The 485-nt window shown below is 41.2% G+C and carries 1 protein-coding gene and 1 pseudogene; one reads left to right on the top strand and one right to left on the bottom strand.

Annotated features, from left to right (window positions below; all coding sequences use genetic code 11):
- A pseudogene (locus AAEY62_RS20270) lies at nt 1-113 on the top strand (DNA-binding response regulator); the annotation flags it as partial.
- Nucleotides 114-135: 22 nt separating this feature from the next.
- Here the strand turns inward: AAEY62_RS20270 and AAEY62_RS20275 are convergent.
- A partial coding sequence (locus tag AAEY62_RS20275) for a response regulator (RefSeq protein WP_350635987.1) occupies nt 136-485 on the bottom strand: 350 nt, incomplete at its 5' end.

Consider the following 485-nt stretch of genomic DNA (forward strand, 5'->3'; position numbering starts at 1 on the left):
CTATTAAGCAGCATGTTTCTGCTATTTTACGCAAACTCAACGTTTATAACCGCACCCAAGCTGGCATTTTATTTAACCAGCTATCGCAAGTCGGTAAGTTAGAAGTAAACTAGCCCACAAACACTACACGTTAACTTACTTGGTTAGTCGCTTAATCATACGCTTTAATGCCGGTGCTTTTAGCGGTTTATACAATAGCGGATAACCTGCATCAAGCACTTGCTCACGTATGCTTTCATCATGATTTGCTGTATTTACAATTACCGGCAAGTTAGTAAGCAGCGCCTTATTAAGCACCTCAAGCCCGGTTACACCATCATCGAGCTGATAATCAATAATAAGTAGTTGTGGTAATGCAGCGCTTGCTTTTAATTGCTCAAGCTCAGCTAAATTAGTTGCCGTGGCTATTTCGCAGCCCCAGTTTTGCAGTCGTTGCTTAAGTGCATCAAGCACATTTTTATCGGTATAAATCAGCCAAATACGCA

Source organism: Pseudoalteromonas sp. GW168-MNA-CIBAN-0100 (assembly GCF_040309225.1).
Taxonomy (GTDB): domain Bacteria; phylum Pseudomonadota; class Gammaproteobacteria; order Enterobacterales; family Alteromonadaceae; genus Pseudoalteromonas; species Pseudoalteromonas arctica.